The sequence below is a fragment of the Litoribacter ruber genome (assembly GCF_018500185.1).
In the GTDB taxonomy this organism is placed as follows: domain Bacteria; phylum Bacteroidota; class Bacteroidia; order Cytophagales; family Cyclobacteriaceae; genus Litoribacter; species Litoribacter ruber.
Map to the genome: position 1 here is coordinate 373,740 of NZ_JAHBGI010000002.1, position 22,418 is coordinate 396,157.

The 22,418-nt window shown below is 42.5% G+C and carries 17 protein-coding genes; 8 read left to right on the top strand and 9 right to left on the bottom strand.

Annotated features, from left to right (window positions below):
- Positions 1-74: 74 nt before the first annotated feature.
- Entirely contained in the window at positions 75-977 is a 903-nt protein-coding gene (locus KIH41_RS03940) for a helix-turn-helix transcriptional regulator (protein ID WP_214161581.1), read from the bottom strand.
- A 174-nt stretch (positions 978-1,151) separates the two neighbouring features.
- On the opposite strand from KIH41_RS03940, the gene KIH41_RS03945 reads away from it, so the two are divergent.
- Positions 1,152-2,711, top strand: a complete 1,560-nt coding sequence (locus KIH41_RS03945) for a hypothetical protein (protein WP_214161582.1) — start codon at positions 1,152-1,154, stop codon at positions 2,709-2,711.
- A 33-nt stretch (positions 2,712-2,744) separates the two neighbouring features.
- Here KIH41_RS03945 and KIH41_RS03950 read toward each other — a convergent pair whose 3' ends face one another.
- Entirely contained in the window at positions 2,745-3,908 is a 1,164-nt protein-coding gene (locus tag KIH41_RS03950) for a hypothetical protein (RefSeq protein WP_214161583.1), read from the bottom strand.
- A gap of 255 nt (positions 3,909-4,163) precedes the next feature.
- Between KIH41_RS03950 and KIH41_RS03955 the strand changes: the two genes are divergently transcribed.
- The 4 genes from KIH41_RS03955 to KIH41_RS03970 all read left to right on the top strand — a co-directional run bounded on the left by KIH41_RS03955 (position 4,164) and on the right by KIH41_RS03970 (position 8,893).
- Entirely contained in the window at positions 4,164-6,560 is a 2,397-nt protein-coding gene (locus tag KIH41_RS03955) for an ABC transporter permease (protein ID WP_214161584.1), read from the top strand.
- Between the two features lie 71 nt (positions 6,561-6,631).
- Complete coding sequence (locus tag KIH41_RS03960) at positions 6,632-7,255, top strand: hypothetical protein (RefSeq protein WP_214161585.1); 624 nt, start codon at positions 6,632-6,634, stop codon at positions 7,253-7,255.
- Positions 7,252-7,551: a winged helix-turn-helix domain-containing protein gene (locus KIH41_RS03965; protein WP_213946610.1), complete on the top strand. Its 300-nt coding sequence runs from the start codon at positions 7,252-7,254 to the stop codon at positions 7,549-7,551. The genes KIH41_RS03960 and KIH41_RS03965 overlap by 4 nt, the downstream gene beginning before the upstream one ends.
- A gap of 97 nt (positions 7,552-7,648) precedes the next feature.
- Positions 7,649-8,893, top strand: a complete 1,245-nt coding sequence (locus KIH41_RS03970) for a hypothetical protein (protein ID WP_214161586.1) — start codon at positions 7,649-7,651, stop codon at positions 8,891-8,893.
- A 746-nt stretch (positions 8,894-9,639) separates the two neighbouring features.
- On the opposite strand, the gene KIH41_RS03975 is transcribed toward KIH41_RS03970, so the two are convergent.
- The 4 genes from KIH41_RS03975 to KIH41_RS18260 all read right to left on the bottom strand — a co-directional run bounded on the left by KIH41_RS03975 (position 9,640) and on the right by KIH41_RS18260 (position 13,153).
- Positions 9,640-12,084, bottom strand: coding sequence for an ABC transporter permease (locus KIH41_RS03975; RefSeq protein WP_214161587.1), 2,445 nt, complete (start codon positions 12,082-12,084; stop codon positions 9,640-9,642).
- Positions 12,085-12,251: 167 nt separating this feature from the next.
- A complete protein-coding gene (locus KIH41_RS03980) occupies positions 12,252-12,512 on the bottom strand; it encodes a hypothetical protein (RefSeq protein ID WP_214161588.1) in 261 nt (86 codons plus the stop codon).
- A 177-nt stretch (positions 12,513-12,689) separates the two neighbouring features.
- Positions 12,690-12,887, bottom strand: a complete 198-nt coding sequence (locus KIH41_RS18255) for a VOC family protein (RefSeq protein ID WP_317194919.1) — start codon at positions 12,885-12,887, stop codon at positions 12,690-12,692.
- Complete coding sequence (locus KIH41_RS18260; RefSeq protein ID WP_317194920.1) at positions 12,884-13,153, bottom strand: hypothetical protein; 270 nt, start codon at positions 13,151-13,153, stop codon at positions 12,884-12,886. The genes KIH41_RS18255 and KIH41_RS18260 overlap by 4 nt, the downstream gene beginning before the upstream one ends.
- A 589-nt stretch (positions 13,154-13,742) precedes the next feature.
- Between KIH41_RS18260 and KIH41_RS03990 the strand changes: the two genes are divergently transcribed.
- Both KIH41_RS03990 and KIH41_RS03995 read left to right on the top strand, forming a co-directional pair.
- A complete protein-coding gene (locus tag KIH41_RS03990) occupies positions 13,743-14,570 on the top strand; it encodes a DUF5694 domain-containing protein (RefSeq protein WP_214161589.1) in 828 nt (275 codons plus the stop codon).
- A 29-nt stretch (positions 14,571-14,599) separates the two neighbouring features.
- Positions 14,600-15,862, top strand: coding sequence for an amidohydrolase family protein (locus KIH41_RS03995; RefSeq protein WP_214161590.1), 1,263 nt, complete (start codon positions 14,600-14,602; stop codon positions 15,860-15,862).
- Positions 15,863-16,295: 433 nt separating this feature from the next.
- On the opposite strand, the gene KIH41_RS04000 is transcribed toward KIH41_RS03995, so the two are convergent.
- From KIH41_RS04000 to KIH41_RS04010, 3 genes are all read right to left on the bottom strand, one after another.
- Positions 16,296-17,552, bottom strand: coding sequence for a M1 family aminopeptidase (locus KIH41_RS04000; protein WP_214161591.1), 1,257 nt, complete (start codon positions 17,550-17,552; stop codon positions 16,296-16,298).
- A 174-nt stretch (positions 17,553-17,726) separates the two neighbouring features.
- Positions 17,727-19,226, bottom strand: coding sequence for a S41 family peptidase (locus KIH41_RS04005; protein ID WP_214161592.1), 1,500 nt, complete (start codon positions 19,224-19,226; stop codon positions 17,727-17,729).
- 99 nt (positions 19,227-19,325) lie between these two features.
- Positions 19,326-20,714: a serine hydrolase gene (locus KIH41_RS04010; RefSeq protein ID WP_214161593.1), complete on the bottom strand. Its 1,389-nt coding sequence runs from the start codon at positions 20,712-20,714 to the stop codon at positions 19,326-19,328.
- Positions 20,715-21,339: 625 nt separating this feature from the next.
- Between KIH41_RS04010 and KIH41_RS04015 the strand changes: the two genes are divergently transcribed.
- Entirely contained in the window at positions 21,340-21,735 is a 396-nt protein-coding gene (locus KIH41_RS04015; RefSeq protein ID WP_214161594.1) for a hypothetical protein, read from the top strand.
- Positions 21,736-22,418 lie beyond the last annotated feature (683 nt).

The window sequence follows — 22,418 nt, forward strand, 5'->3', positions numbered from 1 at the left end:
ACCACCAAACCCCACTACTCCGGAGGAGTTGAATATCAGCTACTAAAAATTGCCTTCTTACCGATTTTCACATACTAAAAAGTGAATTTTTCCTTCTGCTCTTTCAGGTACTCCAAGAGCTCCTGCCCTTCTAACACTTCGATTTCCCCGGGAAGGCCCAAAACAAACCTGCCCACCCCCGGCAGCTCAGCCACCTCGGTGTCAAAATAGTAATGCTTCCTGTTTTTGATGCTGGTAAACTGCTTGGCCTCTGGATAACCCTCAATCAAAAGCTGATAAGCTTTGTGGGATAATTTCAGCTTGACCTTGTATTTGGCTTTGCCCGAATAGCCAAACATGGACTCGTTGATCTCGGAATGAAGACTTTTATACAACTGCTTTTTGTTGCTCACCCTCAGGTCACTTATCCTTTCCAATTTGAACTTCTTCATGGACTTGCTTTCCACATCGAAGGCATGGATGTAATCGTAGTCCCTGGTAAAGGCAACCGGCTCAATCAGCCTATCCTTTACCGAATCGGTATGCAGGGAATAATAATCCCTCAACTCCACCTGCAATTCCTTCCTCAAAGCCTCGGCCAGCTCATCCACAAAAAGTCCCAGTTTGGCATTGAAAAGACTTTCTATGCTCTGCTTAAATTCCGCACGGGCGTGGATTTTCTCAAGTAAGGAGTCCTTAAGCCTGTTTTTCTTGCCCGACTTGGCAATTGCCTGCGCCAAAAAGGCCGACTCCTCCTCGGTGAAGGTTCCTACAAGGTTCTGCGAGGAGGTCTCCACCATATCCACGATCTTAAATTTCCCGTGTTCCTTTTCAATTTTGAACCCAACCTCCTCCAAAAGCTTGAAATACCGGTAAACAGTCCGCGTATCCGTCTCCAGCGTTTCGGCTAGCCGGTGGACATTTTTCCCTATTCTGGACCTCAAAAGGTTGATTAATTTAAATACGCGAAGAATTTTCTGCTGCTCTACTTTGGCCATAACCTAATCAAAAATCTAAACCCAAAACTACTAAAAACATCATTAAAAATTTAACAATTGACAATAATTGTCCCACAACCCGCACATCTGTCTCCCGTCTTCGGTCTTCCGTCTTTCGCCCTCTACCTATAAAATTTGGCAAATAAACTTTATATTGCATAAAATAGGTAAACTATGAAAAACCCTTATAGCCATTACTATTATTTGGGAGCAGGATGCATCTTCCTGGTCTTGTATTGGCTACTGGGCTATGAAGGGATTGCCTTTGAGGATGACGTGCTTTATTTTCAGTTTGGGCAGTCCTTTTACCAGGGCCAGCAGGTCCAGTCCAAGGACTATCTCAGTCACCGCTGGGGAAGTTACCTGTTCTCAGGTTGGATTACCAGCTTGCTTGGCCCATCTTACAGGTTGGCCACACTGATCAACCTAGTGGCTTATCTGGGTACGCTGACCATAATATGGCTCGTGATTCCCTACCGGAACCTTAAAAAGTGGGGCGTCATTTTCTTTGTCACTCACCTATTCGCTCTTCAATATCTGAATAAACTGTTCCCGGATAGTCTGCTTATCTTCTGGGTTTTATTGATCCCAGTCCTATCCCTGTATCGCCACAGCGAAGCCCCAAAGACAGCCATAGCAATGGGACTGGTTATGTTCTTGGGGTTCTTTACCAAAGAATCCGTTTCATTTCTGTTTATCTATCCCTTGATCCTGATGGCTTTTGACATGCATTTCAAAAAGCCACTTAAGTTCTATTTCTATTTTTTCCCGTTTGCGGGGATCTTAATGGCAGGCTATTTTCTTTACTACTGGTGGAATTTTGACAGTCCCTTTTATCATATCATGACCTTACAGGAAAGCTACCATTTACTTTCCCATTCATACGCTGAGTCAGGATGGAAAGCCATACTCTCCCGTCTGACCTATCAGCCCTTCATTCATCTGACAGAAAATTACCTCTGGGTCTTGGTAATGCTGGCCTTGCCTAGCTGGTATTTGGGCATGAAATTCCATAAGCCCATCCATTTGGAATTTGCCATAGCCAACACCCTTCTATTGGCCGGTTTCTGGTTTATGACTACTTCCCTTCATCATTACAACCCCATGTATCTGCAGCCCCGTCACATGATCATCATGGTGGCTCCCCTCAGTGTGGCCATAGCCTATGGGGTACCGAGCTGGTTGCAGAATGAAATCTGGAGAAGAAATTTGGCCATTCTGATGTTTGGCGGGAGCCTTATTGCCCTAAGCCAGGCTTGGTGGGTCATGGCGGGGATGCTGGCCCTTATTTCCGCCTTGATCTTTAAGCTTTACGGAAAAAAGCTATGGCCTGCCCTGGCAGGGATTCTGCTACTGGCGGGCATCCTGTTTCCTTTTCAGGAAATCACCTCAAAAAACTACAGCCACTTTTACCGTCATTTTGTAGAGGAAAACAAAAAGGCCTCCAAGTCCAAAATCCCCCTGTTCACCAATGACTTTGTCTACCGGAGCCGGGAGGTACTGGCCGTAAACCCAGTGGGGACCCATTACCTGCACAGCATTGGCCATTTTGACCTGATGGAAGAAATCCCCGACCAGCTGCGCCTGATGGTGTACCACCGGCAGATCCACCAGTACCCGCATGAAGATCAGCTACTGGAAGAATTCCAAACCTGGCTCACCCGCAACGGTTACCACAAAATCGGGGAAAGTGAAGATGACTGGGTGGGCATCTATCTATATGGCAGATTCTGATCAGGAGGTTGTCGCTTGGGCACTTGGGCCAGCCTACTCCACCCTCACCTTATAAAACACCACATAATCCTCTTCCTCCTCCTCATTTTCCACTTTGTTGAAATAAAGGTGATCATGTCGGGCTAGGAAACCAGCCTGGCCGTCAAATTTATCATGCAGACGTAAGTCCACTTGCTCATTTCCTTCCGCATCAAACAGCTTCAGCCGGTTCTCTCTCGTGTTTAATTCCTCTTCATATTCGGCCATCCACTTATTCATATCATCAATCTGCTCCAACTCAGCCATTCTTTCCTTGGAAATCCCCTCGAAATATTGAAGATACACCGACCTGTTATCCGCTTGCAAAAACCTCAACCCACTCTTGGCCGGGTCGAAATAGACATCCACATCAGCATACTCCACCGGCATTCCCTCGTTGGGCTGCACATTCTGCAGGGTTAACGGTTTTTTGAAAGCCAATTTAAATGGTTCATCTTTTTCATAGGCATATAAGGTGGGGTCTCCATCAAAACTAACATAGATTTTATCCTCACCCACAGCTAATCTTGAATAAAGATCACCATTGTCATAAAGATTACCATCTCGGAAACGGCTATCCTCTTCCAATGGAAAAAGCTCTATCATCTCAAAATTATTGGTATTGATCAAGGTACCGCCTCTCACTTCATCCATATATCTTTTTTCAGTTCTTTTGATTTTAGGCATATGCCCCTGATGCAAAAGGTGCTGCTCATCTCCTAGGGAAATCTTCTGGGCCTGTCCTCCCGTGTACCTCATGGTAACCGATTTTTGATAATCCCCTTTCATGGGAGTGCTTTTCACTTCATTGCCCTGCAGGTCATACCATTTGATGGCTTTGGTACCCATGATGAATACAGTTTGGTCATCCCAAAAGCCCATTTCAGATAAATACTGCCCATAGGTATCCGGAGTATCGCCCCCCTTTTGGAGTTCCTGCAATATCTCACCGGATTCATTCAGGATAAAATAGGTGTTTTTCCGATAATCGGCGGCCAGCAGGTGCTTTCCATCGGGAGAAATATCTGAAAGGGTCATATTCCCCAAATATTCCACTGTAATCGAATCCACTACGGCCCATTCTCCTGCCAATGAGTCTTGCGATTTTTTTTCATCCTGAGGGCTAGTGCAGCCAATTGCCAATAAAATGGCGCTAATTAAAACAAGGTTGTATTTCATAAAAAAGAAATGTAAGCTAAAACATTAGGTCAAATTAAGGGAATTAAGTTTTGACATGCAAGAGGTAGGTTGATAAATATTAAAAGTATAGTGGGTATATCCTTTTTTGTTAAATCAATTCGACCGTCTGCGGACAAAACCGTCCAAAACCGAATAGAGACCCACAATCAAATATTCGCTCCCACTCTCCACGAGCGCTTTTCATATTGGTATGTGAATAGTACTAAACTCATTTTGATCCAATCCTTAGCAATCATGTTTAAAAACTACCTGCTTATCGCCTTTAGAAATTTGGTTAAATACAAATCATTTTCCGCTATAAATATTCTCGGAATGGGGATCAGTCTGGCTTCCGTTATTTTGATCTCACTATATATATGGGATGAATGGCAGTTTGACCGGTACCACCCTGAGGGCGAAAGGGTTTTTCGGGTCTACAGCATTATGAGTTCTCCCGAATCAGGGGAGCGTTATGCAGCCATGGTACAGCCTGCCTTGGCAACCAAATTACAGGAGGAGTTCCCGGAGGTGGAGCAGACAGCCAGGATCCTCGGAACAATTTCAGAAAAGCAGGTACAGCTGGAGGAGAAACTATTTAGCGAAACCCGTGGTGCCCATGGTGAAGGTCAACTTTTCGACATCATGGCCATTTCCATTTTGGATGGTGACCCAAATCAGATATTGACAAAGCCTAATGCCGTGGCTATCTCGGAAAGCCTTGCTGGCAAATACTTTGGATCTGATAACCCTATTGGCCAGACCTTAAAAATTGATGGCACCGATCATGAGGTTACTCATGTTTATGCGAATTTCCCATCCCACTCCCATTTGCAACTGGATTTTTTGATCTCTATGGAAAGCCTCACCTGGCTTCCTGAAAGGATAGACTCCTGGACCTGGCACCAGATGTACACCTATTTCAAATTAAGGGAAGGAACAGATTCTAGAGATTTGGAAAAAAAAGTTCAAGCCTATGCCGAAAAGGAATCCGCACCGTTTAACTCTGATTCCGGCTTTAAATCGGTCCCCTATTTCCAAAACCTACATGATATTCATCTAAAATCTTCAAACTTCCAATATGATCTGGCCATCATCGGCAACAAGGACACCGTACATATCCTGATGGTGGCCGCAGGCATGATCCTGCTTATTTCCTGCTTCAACTTTATAAACCTTTCCACCGCAAGAGCTGTGAAACGCATGAAGGAAGTTGGGGTCCGAAAAGTCATTGGTGCGCAAAAGTCAAATCTGCAAATCCAGTTTCTCCTAGAATCCTATGCTTTTACTTTTTTTGGTTTAATGTTAGCCATCCTATTGGCTTCGCTCAGTATTCCCCTCCTTGCTGATCTTACGGGCAAGGAACTCTCTTTGCCGTTGTCGATGGCTTCAGTTATCTTATTTATAGCAACTCTACTGGTACTCGGCATATTAGCTGGTGCTTATCCTGCATTTTTACTTTCGAGTTTCAAACCTCTTACTGTGATATCAGGAGCCAAGGAAATGCAGGGTGGCCATGGAACCTTCAGAAAAGCCATGGTCATTTTACAATTTGTACTCTCCTTTTTTCTTATCATAGGTGCTTGGATCGTGGTTGAGCAAAACAACCTTTTGAAAAATAAAGACATGGGTTTTGACAAAGACACCTTGATGTCTGTTTATGGGCGTGGAGTCAAAGCTTCTCAATTAGAAAGTATAAAAACTGAGATTTTGAATCGTACCGGAATCAAACATGCCACCTGGAGCTATGGAATCCCAGGTGATATTTTTGCCCAGGACGGGGTGATCAATCCCACGACAGGGGAAAGAATGAGCACAATTATGTTTGTGGTCGATTATGATTACATCCAAACCTTTGGTATGGAACTACTTGCGGGAAGGGATTTTTCCAGAGATCATGGAACTGATCCCCAGAAGGCATTTATCCTTAATGAGACTGCTGCCAAAAACTTCGGATTCGGCACCCCTGAGGACGCCCTTGGCAAAAACCTATACTGGGATATGTGGACGGCCGATTCCGTCAAACAGGGAGAGGTCATCGGAGTGGTCAAAGATTTCCATGCCAACAGTTTAAAAGAGGCCATTACACCTTTGGTGATGCACATACAGTCAGAGATTTATTACACTTTGACTATGCGACTGGACAAGAACATGGCAACTGCCCAAATTTCAGAAGTAGAGGAAATCTTTAATGACCAAGTGCCTGGCCAATTGTTCAGCTACAGTTTCGTGGACGACAATTTCAACAAGATGTACCGCTCCGAGCAAAACCTTTCCGTCCTGCTCAACATATTTGCAGGATTAACAATACTGGTCGCTTGCATGGGCTTGTTTGGGTTAGTGGAATACCATGTGCACCAAAGAGCAAAGGAAATCAGTATCAGAAAGGTTTTCGGTGCCCGGACCGACAGCATCCTTTTGTTATTGACCAAGCAGTACTTTGTGATGATAATGATAGCATTCGCCATAGCCGTACCCCTGGTCTGGTACACCTCAGGTGGCTGGCTGGCTAATTTTGCCTATAGGATAGAGATTACTCCTTTTCTATTCCTCAAAGCAGCTTTGCTCGTTGGATTCATCACCCTGATCACAGTTAGCTATCAATCTATTAAGGCGGCACTGGGAAATCCAGCGGAAATACTTAAGGGCAACTAATTTTAAAAATTTCTCTTGACCTATTTGCATAATTGAAAAAAGTGCTAACTTTGAAATACAAAGTACTTTCTATGAAAACAGAACAGGAATATATCAATGACTTATCAGAGATCAGATCCATGATGGAGAGATCCTCCAAGTTTTTGACCCTGACCGGCTGGCCAGGGATTATGGCTGGTATATATGCTTTAATCGGAGCTTTTATCGCCTACAGGTCATATTATAAAAATGATCAGTTGGTATATAATACCCTAGAAAGACAGGAAGTACCCGGAATTGTTAACGACATCTTCCTTTTGGCCTTAGTGGTGCTGGCATTGGCCATTGGCACTGCCATTTATTTTCCTTATAAAAAGGCGCTCAAGAATAGGGAAACACTTTGGAACGCAAGCTCAAAAAGGCTTGTAATAAATATGACCATCCCCCTATTGACAGGGGGTATTTTGGTGCTTATAATTTATACGAAAGGATTATACGCCCTAATGGCTCCCTTAACCCTGGTGTTTTATGGCCTTTCACTGCTTCAGGGAAGCAAATACACTTATGAAGAGGTAAAATACTTGGGGATTTCAGAAATTGTGCTGGGCTTGATGGCCACCTATTATTTAGGGTATGCCCTCCTTTTCTGGACCATAGGATTCGGGGTCATGCACATTTTTTATGGGATTTACATGCACCTGAAGTACGAGAAGTGAAGACAATCATCAATGATTTACATAAAGCGTTTGAAAGCAGGGTGAGGTTAGGGATAATGTCTGCACTTGCCGTAAATGAATCCCTGGATTTCACAGCCCTAAAAGAATATTTAGAAGTCACGGACGGAAACCTTGCCAGCCATATGAAAGCTCTTGAAAAAGAAGAATTTGTAGGAGTAAAAAAAACATTCATAGGCCGCAAACCTAACACGATGTATTACATGACCAAAGCCGGAAAAAGGGCATTTGAGGAACATCTGAATGCCCTTGAAGCTTTGATAAAAAGTCAAAAGTAAAGCATATTTTTTTTGAACAATCACTTTGAAACACAAAGTACTTTCATAATCATTATTCAATTAGCACTGATCAATTTATAAAACAACTTAACTCGCTATGAAACTTGAAATCCTCCCCCATCTTGACGACCCAAGCTATCTGGAAAAATTGTACAGAAACAACAAGCTGGCCTTCAAAAAAGAATTCACCACTCTTTATCCCGGTCTTAAAGGTAAACCTTTGGCTGACTTTTGGCATGAAAGGCTAAATTTTGAAACCGACGAATTGAGTTGGGGCAACGGCAGGGAATTGGGCTTAGTATTATTGGCCTCCTTGTGTGCAGGCCTTTTGGCAAAGCTCCCTGCAATTTTTTCCCTTCCGGAAGAGTTTTTTTATTCCAGAAACATCGGTTTCATTATTTTCCCCGCACTGGCCGCTTATTTTTCCTGGAGACAAAAACTATCTTCAGCAAAAATAGCCTTATTGGCAATTGCCATCCTGATAGGGGTGCTTTATATCAACCTTCTCCCCAATGAGCCACAAAGTGACACCTTAACCCTCTCCTGCATCCATTTGATTATTGTACTATGGGTATTGTTGGGCTTTGTGTTTGTGGGCAACAGAACAAATAGCATAGGAAGACGCCTAGAATATTTACAATATAATGGAGACCTGGTTGTGATATCGGCACTCATTTGCATTGCCGGGGCAATGCTGTCTGGCATCACAATTGGCCTTTTTTCCTTGATTGGCTTAGAGATTGGCGAATTCTATTTTAAGAACTTTGTGATATTCTTTTTACCGGCTGTTCCTATCTTCGGTACCTTTCTCATCCAAAGCAACCCACTGCTGGTTGGAAAAGTCTCACCCGTGATAGCTAAAATCTTTAGTCCCTTGGTCCTGGTCATGTTATTCATTTATCTGATTGCCATGGTTTACTCAGGAAAAAACCCATACAATGACCGTGAATTTTTGCTTATTTTCAATCTCCTATTAATTGGTGTTTTGGCCATCATATTCTTTTCTGTGGCCGAAACATCAAAAAACACACAAAACAGGACAGAGCTCTGGATTCTTCTATTACTGTCGATTGTGACCATTACGGTCAATTGCATCGCATTATCTGCAATAGTTTTCCGAATTGCGGAATGGGGAATCACCCCAAACAGGGCGGCGGTTTTAGGGGCAAACCTCCTGATCCTAATCAATCTCGGGTTGGTGACTAGGCAGTTTCTAATGGCTTTGTCGGGCAGAGCAACCATTCAAGGCGTAGGGCATACCACGGCCCGATACCTGCCACTCTACGCCATATGGGCCCTTATTGTAACTTTTCTATTTCCATTCCTTTTCGGTTTTCAATAGGGAAGCTTACATAAAGGTCAAGAGCAGGGATTCGCTCCCTGCTCTTTTTCTTCTCCCCGTGCCCTTTATGCCCATTTCTCCTTCGTGCGACTTATTTTTTGAACTTCGTCGACTTTGTGACCAATTTCTCATGGCGTGACTAATTCTTAAACTTCGTGTCCGTTGTGCCCATTTCCCCTTCGTGCGACTTATTTTTTGAACTTCGCCGACTTTGTGACCATTTTCTCATGGTGTGACTAATTCTTAAACTTCGTGTCCGTTGTGCCCATTTCCCCTTCGTGCGACTTATTTTTTGAACTTCGTCGACTTTGTGACCATTTTCTCGTGATGTGACTAATTCTTAAACTTCGTGTCCGTTGTGCCCATTTCCCCTTCGTGCGACTTATTTTTTGAACTTCGCCGACTTTGTGACCATTTTCTCATGGTGTGACTAATTCTTAAACTTCGTGTCCGTTGTGCCCATTTCCCCTTCGTGCGACTTATTTTTTGAACTTCGTCGACTTTGTGACCATTTTCTCATGGTGTGACTAATTCTTAAACTTCGTGTCCGTTGTGCCCATTTCCCCTTCGTGCGACTTATTTTTTGAACTTCGTCGACTTTGTGACCATTTTCTCATGGTGTGACTAATTCTTAAACTTCGTGTCCGTTGTGCCCATTTCCCCTTCGTGCGACTTATTTTTTGAACTTCGTCGACTTTGTGACCATTTTTGTCTAAGCAACTTAGTCACCCGTTTATTACTTCGGCTCATTCACTCTTAATCGTCTTCACCGGATTGATCCACGATGCCGACAGGGACTGCAGGCTCACCACCAGAGCCGTCAAGGCCAGTCCGCCCAGGATTGTAATACCAATGGTCAAAGCACCCGGCCATTCCCTCACGGCAAACTGCTGCAGCCAATTCTGCATCAGCCACATTCCTGCCGGTATGGCCAATAAAATACCCACAATTGTAATAGTCAAAAATTCCCTATTGAACATCCAGGTAATGGAGCCGGAAGAAGCTCCAAGTACCTTGCGGATGCCGATTTCCTTGAGCCTTCCCGCAATGGTCATGGCCGTAAAGGCCAACAAGCCCATCACGGCAATCAATACCGCTAACAGCGCAGTGTAAGTCACCATTCGACTCAGTCTCTCCTCGTTTTCGTAAGCTTCAAAAACAAACTCATTGAAAGGATAGTAGTCAAAGCTTTCTCCCGGGTAGATTTTTTGGTACTCCTCCTCCAACATCGAAATAAACTGATCCGTATCTGCCCGATTGCTTCTGACCAGGACCATGGCACTGGTCCGGCTGATTTCAATATCGTTGATGCCCTCAAAAATTAAACGGGGGTTTTTGGAGATCAACACCGGGTTGATTTCTTCATACAAAGAGGCATGGTTAAAGTCCTGGATAATGCCTACCACCTCATGGGAGCCAAAATTGGCACTCGCAGGCAACTGGGCCTGCTCAAGACCATTCCAGCCCATTTGCTCGGCAAACTTCTGGTTGACCATAATCGCACTCGAGTCCAGAGTGATGTTGTCATAGAAATTCCGACCTTCCGCCAATTTCATTCCCATGGTATTAAGATAATCCCCTGTCACGAAATTGAGCTGGAAGAAAAACTGCTTGCCATCCGAATTGGTAAATCCTGCACGCCACCAGTCACCGTCCCCAAAAAGGGAAACAGAAAGGGCAGCATTTTCCACATCTGTCCTTTCCAGCAACCTTTCCCTGAAAAGATTGGCTTTCTCGAAAGTCGTTTTCATCCTGGCAGACAAATTAGTGGATGACTCGGCCTCAACAGGCACTACAAATACCTGTTCGGCCTGAAAACCCAGATCATGACTTTTCAGAACCTCCATTTGATTATACATCACCAGGGTACAGGAAATCATCAGAAAGGAGAGGAAAAACTGAAAACCCACCAATCCTTTTCTCAAGGCCTGCTTCCCAAAGCTGATGGAATAACTTCCCTTCAGCACTTTGATTGTCTTCATGCCAGACATGTAAAAGGCCGGAAATCCTCCCGCCATGGCGGTAAGCAAAGCCAATAAAATAACCATCAGAACTAGCTGCTCCCAAGAATGGCCTATGGCAAGGCTGGTATTGAAAAGCGTATTGAAATGCGGTAGGATTAGGAAAGCTAGAAGAATTGCCAACAAAAATGATAAAAGGGTAATCACCATGGACTCAAAAAGAAACTGTGTTGCCAGCTGTTTCCTTTCTGCCCCCAGTGATTTTCGTACCCCAACCTCTTTGGCCCTAACCACTGCTTTGCCAATGGCCATGGTGGTAAAGTTTATGGATCCCAAAACCAGTACGATCAGACCCAAGGCCAACAGTACATACAGCATTTGGGGGTTGGTCACACGGACGTTTCCGGGATTTTCTCCGGTATGGAAGTGGATATCCTCCAAAGCATAAGGTTCAAAATAGTAGAAGCCTTCCCTGTAATTATCCCCCAAGGCCCGCTGCATCATCGGTTCCATACCTGATTGCAAAGCGGCCTTGTCGCTTGGGGAAGTAGTCATAACATAAGTATCGGTGTTCACATTAAACCAGTTGTTCAGGGCAGTCTCAGCCTGCATGTCCCGCACCAACTCGTCGGACACCAAAGCATCTACCACAATGCTTGAATTGGCAGGCACATCCACCATGATTCCCTTCACCGTGAAGAGGATGAAATCCTCCATCAACTGCACCTCAACGGTTTTGCCCACGGCGGGCTCCTTGCCAAAGTAGCGCTCAGCGGCAGTTTCGGTGAGGATGATGTCATATTTACCTGAAAAAAGCGATGCCCTTGCACCCTCTTTGAGGCCAAAATTGAAAATCTCCAGAAACTCAGGACTCACAAAAGTAATGGGCTGCCGGTATTCTGTATTGTCAGGAAGCTTAAAAGCCCGATTTGACTGCAATACCCGTGTGGCCTTTTGTATCTGGGGAAATTCATCCTGCACCACATCTTTAAGCAAGAAGGGGGTTGAAAAAGATTGAACCATACCATCATCAAACATCTCGAACCTTTTGAGCCTGAAGATGCGGTCACCTTCTGTATGAAACTTATCAAAACTCCATTCGAACTGGACGAATAGCAGGACGATGATGGATATGGAAAGGCCAATGGACAGGCCCAAAAAATTGATAAAAGAAAAACCAAGATTCTTCCTGATGTTTCTGAGGGCAATGTAGAAGTAATGTTTTAACATGGGATCTTCATTTCTTTGAAATACCCAAAAACCATTTCCAGATTAATGCCGAAATAAACCCTCTCAAATCACCTAGATTGGACCTTTGGAACAGAAGAAGGCCATAAATTCGGACATTTTTGTTCGGGGACGGTCGGTTTCCTGAAACACCCATTATTTACTTCTTACTATTCTCTTTTTTCCACAAAAGTAATAGGCACAAACTTATCCGTAGGGGAACCAATATAATAAACAGTCCAGTTGGGATCGTGTTTGGCGAGCATCTCACTCAGGCAGTCTGCTCGGTGCCCTTGGGGATTGCTGCAGTCGTCCCAATAAAATAGCTCCACTCTATAATGCATGGTCTGCTTTTCATTGTTGATGGTCACCTCTACTTGGATATCCTGCTTGCCAGGGGCCGTGGGTATGGGTATGGCTATATGTGTCATGAGAAAACCTTTAAGAAGATTTAAAACCAAATCACTGATAACCTTGTAGCCTGCGAACTACATACCGAACAAAATCCTCTTAACCACTTAAAAATCAAAGAAACCAACCTATTTGACTTCTAAAAAACGAACATTTTTGTGCGAAAGCGGACTTTTTGCTACCGCAAAATTGAGTCCCTACTTCGTCGTCTTCCCTCCCATTTCTGTAAACACCCTATCTACCGGCTCCCAAAGTTCAATCTTATTACCTTCGGCATCCATGATGTGCACAAACTTTCCGTAATCATAGGTCTCTATATCGTCGAGAACAGTCACACCGTTAGCCTTGAGTTTTTCCACAAGACCTTCGATATTTTGAACGCGATAATTGATCATGAATTCCTTCTTGGATGGGGCAAAATACTCACTTCCCTGCTCAAAGGGACTCCATTGAAGGTAGTTAATTCCTCGGGGCGGTGGGCATTTCTAAACTCAAAACTTGACCCCCACTGGTTTACCTCCAGCCCCAAATTGTCCGCATACCATTCCCGGGTTTTTTCCGGATTCGGGGAAAAGAAAAATATCCCGCCTATGCCAGTGACTTTAGGGGTATTGTTCTTTTCAGATAATGAGTCGGTGCTCTTGTTGTGTTGCTTTGTCATATATTTAAAGGAAATGAAAGATTAAGAAGATCAATATAGGAATTTTGGTAAAGAATAAACAAGCCAGTTGCCAACCTTTTAACCCTCTATAAATCTATAATTCTCCAAAATGGGCCCCGTGTAGTTGAATCCTGCTAAATAATGCTGCAGGCCATTTTTAAAAAATCAACATCTAGTAGACACACATAGTCTTATCCAAGTTTTGGTAAAAAAAAGGACTCCTGCAGGAGTCCCAAAAAAACAATAACCAAACAATAACAAACACGAATTACCATATTCGATATGCCCTATAAGTATAGGGATTAATTTATAAAGAACCAAATAGAAATGGTGAGAATGGTTGAAGAGAAAAATTCGAAATGCGCTTGGGGCGTCTTTAAGTAAGGGAATGAGATTTGACGTCTTTCCCAAAATTAATTTGCCCATTGGTCAGGCAACTCGAAATGAGCACCCCTACAGAAAATAAACTCACCCATGTACAAGTCTCAATTTGGATATAGGGTATTGTATCATGAGAATTAATTAGGTAAAATTGTGGCTTGATTAGACTTAATTGGCCAGAGAATGGGAACTTTTCCCTAAACCAACTATGAAAAATATTCTTTTTACAATTGCGTTATACGCATTTTCCTTGTCTTTACATGGTCAAGAACAAGAAAAAACAAGGATTCTATTGATGGGCACCACCCATTTTACCCCATCCACTTCCGACAGCTACTCCAATGAGGAACTAAAATTGGATGATAAAATGATAAGGGAAATCGAAGATGTGATCCTGAAATTGGCGTCTCTTAACCCCGATCAAATTTTTATTGAGGTGCCCAGGGAAAACCAAGAAAATATTGACAAGCAATTTCAGCAATATATGGCCGGCACCTACCAGTTACAGCTTAATGAAATTGACCTTATCGGATTCCAAACAGCCAAAAGGGCGGGATTGGAAAAACTAACTTGTGTCAACTACAAGGGTAAATTTGACACCAAGCCGGTATTTGAAGCCGCAATAAATAACGGAGAGCAACATATTTTGGATAGTATGGATGTATTTGCACAAGCATATGTGCAGGAAATGAATGGTAACCCAAACCTTGAGCTGAGAGAGAATCTAGTTCACATTAACTCTTCCGAAATGTTGAATAAAAACCAAAGGCTTTATACTAAATACTTCACACTAATTGGAAGCCAAGCGGACTATGAGGGAGCAGGTTTAGTGGCGGAATGGTACAAGACCAATATCCACATATACACCAACATCATCTCCAGCATCCGACCCACAGACAAATACGTCATAGTGATTTATGGCGTTGGACATATCCCCATTCTCAAACATCTCTTCGAATCCAACCCGGATTATAAGGTAACTGAAGTGGGCGATGTGTTTGGTTCAACTATTAATCCCACCAATAACATAGAATGAAGTTTTTACTAAATCTAATAATGCTCCTCTTGATTATATTACCTTCAGGAGTAGCCCAATCCCTTTATGTCAAAAATGTGAACATTTTAGATGTCCATGATGGAACCATGCAGCCAAACATGCATCTATTAATGACAGATGGGGAAATCACTTCCATTTCCGCCAAGCCTTTGGAGAAGGGAAGCGATTACCAAATCATCGATGGCTCGGGGAAATATGCTATTCCTGGACTATTTGAAATGCACGCCCATTTTGGCCAACCTGGGTGGGTCCCCATGTATCTTAGCTATGGGGTCACAGGAATCAGAATCATGAGTGGGAATGACCAGCTGCTTGCCATGAGGGACTCACTGGAGGCAACAAATCTGCCCCAACCTGATCTTTACATTGCATCCCCTTTGATCGACGGCAACCCTCCGCTATGGGGAGAGCAGCATACCGAACCCGCCATCGACACCAACACCCCTGTAAACCCTATTCTCCAATCCTATGTAGACAAAGGGTATAAAGAATTAAAGGTTTACAACAGGCTGCCTGAAAATAAATACCTGGAAATATTGGAGTTCGCCCAGCAAAATGGACTGAGGGTTTCCGGCCACCTTCCCTATACCCTGACGGAGGAAAATTTCGCCGATCCCAGACACCGATCAATTGAGCATATGGATGGGTTTGTCCAGCTTGACCCAAGCAGCAGAAGTAAGGATTGGACGCTCATTGGGGAAGAGGAAAAGAACAGAACAGCCTTGTACCATACTTTTCAATTGAAAGAAATTGAGAATTATGTTCAAAAAATTAAAGACAATCAGGTATGGCTCTGCCCTACCCTGGCCCTTTATGCCAATATGGGCAGCGAGCAGATCAAGTCGGAAATCAAGGAGTCAAGGTATGGAAAGGAATTAGCCGGACTGATGAATTGGTGGAAGGCTGCTGAGGGAAATGCGCCAACCTTTGCCGTGAAAGACAGCCTGCATCAAGAAATACTTAAAAAATATTTCCTCGATTACCCTGACCGGATTCTAGCGGGCACAGATAGTCCAAACCCCTACAACCCACCCGGCCTGGGCCTTCACTTTGAGCTGTATCATTTGAGCCAAGTTGGATTCACCAATGCCCAAGTCCTTAAAATCGCCACTTTGAATGCCGCCGAATACCTGGGGATAGCCTCCCAGCTGGGCTCAATCGAAGAAGGTAAGGTTGCCAATGTTGTTTTGCTAAACTCCAACCCACTGGAAGACATCCAATACACAAGAGATATTCATGCGGTAATTGTTAAGGGAACACCAGTAAAGTAGTTTAAAGGTTGAATTCGGATGGCACATTCTAAATTAATCAACCATCTACCGATACGCATGGAGCCAAAAACAGTATTAAAAATTTTCGCCCTCTGAGAATTTCATCCCAACTTTATTAAAAGTAATCTTGCCACTGATTATTTTGGTGCCGCTTCTACTAATATACTTCAATACGGTAAAACTAAGAGATAAAAACACAAAACAAAGAACCCCAGTAATCATATCAACCTTGACTTTAATTATCGGGATGGGGGATTTGTAGATGCATTTACCGACAACTTATTGATTGGAGGCCTTCTTGCAGGATGGGGCACTTTCAATGCAATGGACAGCATCGGGTTATTCATCAAACCTGGCAGGTTTAAAATCATCACTCACTCCTCAGCGCCCTTACTGGGTTCATCAGGCTCATGAGTTGCTCCTTGACACTATTCTACCTTTTAATCAACTCCTCAAATTCCTTTCGGATTTTAGCAGAGGTCTGGTTTTCCAGTACTTCCAGGAGATGTGGCGTGGTGGCCACCTGCTCTCGATTTACCGCCACCATAAAGTCCACAAATTTTTCATAACCAAGGCGGTTTTCCAACTGATATAAGATATATGGTCCTTTTTCATAGATCAGTGCATCACCATATCTCCCAAACCTATCTCCTCCCAATAGAGGAGGCAGTTTTTCAGCACGGTCTGCAAGCTTCTCGATGATCATGTTAAACTTATCTTCCCCCTGCTCATAGCGAATAAACATCATCTCTGAATATTGGGCAAATGATTCAGTCAGCCATTTTTCGGTGGTAAGGGCATCGCCCCTGTTCCACCAGAAATGGGATATCTCATGCGCCAAAGTTGCGATATTTTCATGTGGCTTTGCAAATACTACCGAAGGCTTAAAGGACCTGGTGACCTTATGTTCATCATACGGAATCGGTCTGTAAAGCACAGAACAGAAAGTAACGGGTTCCTCTCTGGCAAAAGTACTGTTGAAGAAATCAAATATCCTCAAGGCCGCATCTCCTACATATCGGGCACTGTCTGCATATTCGGAAAACACCCTGACTTCTTTACCATCAGCTGAATAATCATATAAACCTACACCATTCTTTTGATTATTGCTGGCCAAAATGGGATTGATATAATAGGATGTGGTACCCGATGTCACCTCGACTTCCTGTGTAAGTTTACCTTTCTGTACATCTATAAGTTTATAATTTACATCATCCACAACTGCCTTGATTCTATAATCAAAACTTTCCAGTGTACTAAATACGGGAAGGATCATAAAGTCCGGGTCAATATCCACCCACTGATATTCCTCAATCCAAAATCCTTGGGAGGGTTTACCTGAATAAGCAAATGAAAAGGCAATTTCCTCCCCTTCCGACAGGGCTTCTTTAAAGTCTATTGTGAGAGTAGCAAAGGGTTTTGCTTCCTGATCAAAACTATAGCTTTTCACTAGGTCACCATCTACTGATTGGATCTCCATTGCTGAATCCATCCAAAAGCTTGTGCTTGCACGGGCACTGTCTTTTACTACAAAAGTAATATTAAGTGTTGCCTCGATAGCTTCATCTTCTATTGATATCTTCAGTTCTCCTTCTACAAGGGTTGGTTTTTTCTCCTTTTTGGACTCCGCTCCAAAATTAGTGGTGTAAAATGCTAAAGCAATTAAAAGTAAAGTGGCAAGCTTATTCATTTCCATATTTTTTTTCAATCATTTTTATCAGCTGAGGAATAAACTTCTTAAAGTTTTGCTCCTCACTGTGTGGAAAATATTCCTTCGCGAGAATTTCCAACCAATTCCCGGTACAGCGGACTAGCCGCTCATTGAAAGAACAAATAATATTTTCATTACACACCTTATAAAAAATCAGTCAGCTTGGGATGTGGCCAACTTCAATTTTTTGCCTTTCTCATTTTCAATCAATTGCCGCATATGCAACAATGCAAATTCGAGGGCATCCTCTGATTTGTCCAAAAAGACATCGGGAGCAATACCATATGGGTCTATAGGATTGGTATCTACATCCAGGGACCTCACGCTCAAAGGATATCTCAAAGTCACGCAGCCCAGCTCCAGTTCAGCACCGTTAAACCCGTCTATTATACCTGCTGTGTTCTGGCCATAAACAGTTACCCGAGAACTTTTTTTGGCTCTCAAAACAAAGGTTTCTCCCGAACTGATGGTTTTGTCGCTAGTAAGCACAGCTATTCTTCTTGGTTGGGTATATAGCGTATCCGGGTTGTAAGTATAGGTTTCGCCGCCAAAAGCCAATAAAGTATCCATGCTACTATAAAATAACTTATACATGGCCTTTTCCTCTTCATCCTCTAGTTCATCAACATCTTCCTCAGCAACCTCTGCTCCCATTTGAGTTTTATTATAAGCACTCAGGTAGTGGTAAACATTCGGCATTTCTATGGGGCCGGAAAGGATATAGGGCATCAAAGGATAGTAGACATAATCATATCCACCGCTATTCTGCCGTACATCCACAACCATGAAAGAAGCCTTAACTAACTGCTCATGGTACTCCTCTAAGACTTTTTCCAGGCTTTCAATAGAAGAAGGCGAAAAGCTGGGAAACCTGAAATAAGGAACCTCTCCATTAAGCATTTCGAAATGAAAGCCCTCATAGGCCAGTGTCTCGGGTTGAACTTTTAAACTACCCTGATCTTCAGGCCATACTTTGTACCATTCATTCAAACCTTCAAATTGTAGTAGTCCTGCATTTTTTAGTTTGGATTCCACCGATTTAGGCCGGCGGTCACCCAAATAAAAAGTAGCTTTATAATCATTACCGTAAACTTTCTGCAGAGTAAATTTTACCTCATCCGGGTGCCAGTCCGGATTTTTACTTTCTAGTATCACCCCGACAAAGTCTCTCCTTTTGCCAACAGGATCTTCTTCAGGTATGATGGCCACCCGATAGCTTCCGCTTTCCCAAATGCCAAGCAAATCCTCCGATTCAGCCTCGGCGACAAACCTTTTTTTAAAGTTGTCTTCCCCTAACACAACTCGCTCATTAAAAACCTCCCCATTCTCTTGGAAATTAAGCCACATATGTCCGTCCCTGAAAAATCCCAACCAGGTGTTGAGTACCTTTTTGCATTCCTCAAAATCGGAGGTAGTTTCAGCCTGTTGCCTCATCACTGCTGTAAAGGCCTTATAAATTTCCCGGTTAATATCCGTAACCTTAAATTGAAACAGAGAATAGTTTTGTTCTACTCCTACAGCCAAGGCATAAAACGACTCCCCACAGGAGCATTTCACAGGCGAATCTTCCAAATTCTCAGCAATTTCAGCCTCCTTTTGCCCGAAGCTTGAAAAGATTATAAAGATTAATAGCAATGTAAATGAATGCTTCATAGGTAGATAAGTTAAATTAAGAGCCCTTTCGTGGGATAGAAAAACATTACCGGTGGCAGGTTGAATAACCTCATAAACTACGCAGTACAGCGCCAGGGATTAATTGAGAGAAAACAACTCAAAACAAAGCTTGTCAATATTTTCCTTTTTAGAGCTTAACCCCGATACATTCGAAAGGATAATTACAGCCGTTTTCTTTACCGGGTCAATTACCATGGAGGAGGAATAGCCCCCGGTACCGCCGTTGTGCCAGTAAGCATTATTGCCATTTTGTGATTTGAGTATGTGCCATCCTAGCCCCATATCCATCGTATTATTGATCGAGTGGGTTGACTCCCTTAACAAAGCCAGTACTTTATCGTCCTCATTAAAATTGGCTTTTGCGAATTTTACCAGATCTTCGAGCGTGGATAAGACCCCACCGGCACCACTCAGCACATCGAAGTCCCAATTGGAAACAACCTCACCTTTAGGGTTCATACCCTGTACCCGTTCACGCCGAATATCTTCTACCCGCATATAGGTATTCCCCATGTCATATTTAACAAATACCAATTCATCGACAAGTTGCTCGTAGGACTTCCCCTGTGACATTGCCATACTATACCCCAAAAGGCCTACACCCAGATTGGAGTATTCATAGTCACCAGGTTTGGATATCTCCAGTTGTTGTTTTAAATAATCCTCCAGCTTTTCCTCTCCATAATATTTAAATGGGTTTTCCGGGTCCATTCCTTCAAAGTTACTCGGCATTCGGGGCAATCCTGAGGTGTGGTTTGCAAGTTGCAGGTATGTAATTCGAGAATTTTTGTGAAAATCAAAAGGAAACCATGTGTTTACTTCTCCTTCCAAGTCAAGTTGCCCTTCATTCACAAGAGTTGCCAACACTGCCGCTGTAAACACTTTGGTGATGGAGCCGATTTCAAAAACCTTATGATGGTTTTCAATAGGGCGAACAGCTTCCTCGCCAACAAATGTCCCATAATAGCTTGACACCCCTTCACTGATTACTGCAATAGCGAGCTCGGTGTTCTCTGGAAATTGGTTGACCTTGGAAAAGATTGACGATGCAAATTTCTCGGGGTAGTCGGTAAGTCCGTTTTCCCGCTCGGCCAATTCAGCCTCTTCTTCATATGGCCTGACCAGTAATCCACTGATTTCGTTTTGATCGTTTAGGGCAATATTGACTAATAAAACCTCTTTATCAAAGGTGGTTTTATATACTGCTGAAATGCTCTGTTCAAATTTGATGAATTCCATATCCTGGATGTCGCCAAATTGATTTCGAAGGTCGTTTAAAAATTTACGGGTATTCTCAACAGGCAGGGCACTTTTCATCTGGGCGGAAAACACCTCAAAAATTTGATCGTAATCTTCATCATTGAAATTGCTTTTGAATCTTTCAGCATTTTCGGTATGATTTTCTGATTGGGCAAATAGATTAGCAGTAAGGCATCCAAAAATCAAGAGGGTAAGTAAATATCTCATAGGGAGCATATATATTGCTATTTGACAATTGATATAGCTAAGATAGCTCATTTTTGATTACCCGTATAATGAATTATACTTCTTTCCGCATATCTGCGCCCATAGGGAGGTGGTAGTGAGGTCAAAGCCTTGGGAAATTTACACTTTATTCATCTACCCATTAGCATCCTCCGCGTGAAAAGCCAGGAGAACCTCCAATCCAATAGCAGTTTATAACCAAACCCACAATAAATATCATATTAGAAATACCCAATAATTACAAACATCAACATTTTTATTTTTCACTCTTTTTTTTTTATACAATTTATAAACACAATAAATTGTTGATCTCAGGCTATTAAATTCATTATAAATTAAGACACCAAATAATTTCAATCCTCCCAAAATAAATTTTCATTACTCAAAGATCATTGTTTCAATACAAAAAAATGCTTTGTATGTATAGACATACATTTTTATTAAAACCCTTATACACTTTATCAAAATTAGATTTAAATAAGCTGTAAACTACCTCTAATCAGGTATTTATACATATAACTATTCTAGTATATAACTACACAAAACCTTAAAATCCAATTCTAATCTATTTGAATAACATATTAAAAAACTCTACTTATTTACTTTTATGTTATTAATAACCTTGGTTCCCTATCGGGGGTATTCCGACAGGGATCCTTCACCTTTTGATCCCCCACAGCTTGAGGAGCGATATACATGGGATTTTAATCAGCCTGCGACGCTATCCAGTGAGAATGGATGGCCATGGAAAACTAAGGCATTGATTGATATCGGTGGCGTGAGATATAAGTTTCATGGCGGAATTAATGGTGACCTCACAAACCAAAATTCAGGAGGAAACCATAACAGTCCAAGTTTAAGAAAAGAGGGAGGAGGTACTGAATCGCTTATTATTGAGAGAGAAGACGGTCAGCCATTCAAATTTTACGGGCTTTGGTTGAAAAACCAATCTATTTATGCCAGCCGAAAAAGTGAAACAACCTTAAATCACACTAAATTATAGCCTTATTCATCTTTAATATAATTTGTGACAAAATTTATTTAATTCACCCCAAACCCGGTGAACGACGGGTTTTAACAGGTGAACGACGGGCTACCTACAGTAAAAAGAGACAAAACCTCAAATTCCACAAATCTAATGCCTTATTCCTATGTAATATCATCCTCGATAAATTGGACAGACTTCAAGCAAAATTCTGTGAACGACGGATTTTAACTGGTGAACGACGGGCTGCCTGCCGTAAAACGTGAAAACAACTCATAATACCCCTAATCCATAGCTTTAGTCCTATATAATATAATCTGCGATAAATTATATAGGGAATAGACCGAATCCCGTGAACGACCGGTTTTAACTGGTAAACAGCATGCTGCCTACCGTAAAAATTAAAAAAACCTCAAATATCCCTAATCCATTGCCCTTTTCCTTAATAATATTGTCCGCAATTTAACCGGATAGAGTCCAATCAAAATCCCGTGAACGACGGTTTTTAACTGGTGAACTACGGGCTGCCAGCTTTAAATGGCAGAATCGTAGAGAAACAGAAAGATTACTAGTGTTCATACCTGAGAAACATACTGGATAAGAAAATTTGTTAGAAGTGGATTATTGGCAATTCCTTCCTTTCCTAATTGCAAGTTGGAAATGATATTTGGGTGTAGTTGCACCTACACCCTGTCAAAACC